This is a genomic window from Corynebacterium sp. HMSC070H05 (genome assembly GCF_001837615.1).
In the GTDB taxonomy this organism is placed as follows: Bacteria; Actinomycetota; Actinomycetes; order Mycobacteriales; family Mycobacteriaceae; genus Corynebacterium; species Corynebacterium coyleae.
Window position 1 is genome coordinate 39,458 of sequence record NZ_KV833339.1, and the last position, 490, is coordinate 39,947.

General features: G+C 64.1%; 1 pseudogene. It reads right to left on the reverse strand.

What is annotated here, in order from left to right:
• Window positions 1–490, reverse strand: a pseudogene (locus tag HMPREF2617_RS12470) (HNH endonuclease); the annotation flags it as partial.

The window sequence follows — 490 nt, forward strand, 5'->3', positions numbered from 1 at the left end:
CTCCGCACCCGTCATCGTCGTGCCATCGGTCATGGCCAAGAGCACATCATCACCATTGCCATCCAGGATGCGTACGTAATCCGGCAGCGGCACCAACACCGTCGGGCGCGGCGCTGCGGTTGCGACCTTGCCCTCGCCGAAGAAAATCCCAATGAGGTTTTCGGCAATCTGGGGTGCAGCCGGACGATCCTGATCAATCCCTAACCGCCCGGCGTGCTCCATGTCGGAGATCTCACGCTCGTCATAGGTTAAGTGCAGGGTGCGTTTGCCGTTTCGCGACGGGCCGAACTTCGCCGCATCCACCGCAGGCTTCTCGTTCGCCGGCACCAACGTGCGGGCTGCAGCCTCAATCGCCCGGTACCCACCTTCGACCTCAAGCAAGGCCAGGCGCAGCGCCCACCGCTGGGACGTATCCTTGACCGGTGCGATACGACGCTCGATCAGTGCGAGCTCGTCGAGGGAGAACGCCCGAGCCCGCGTAGCGGCCACC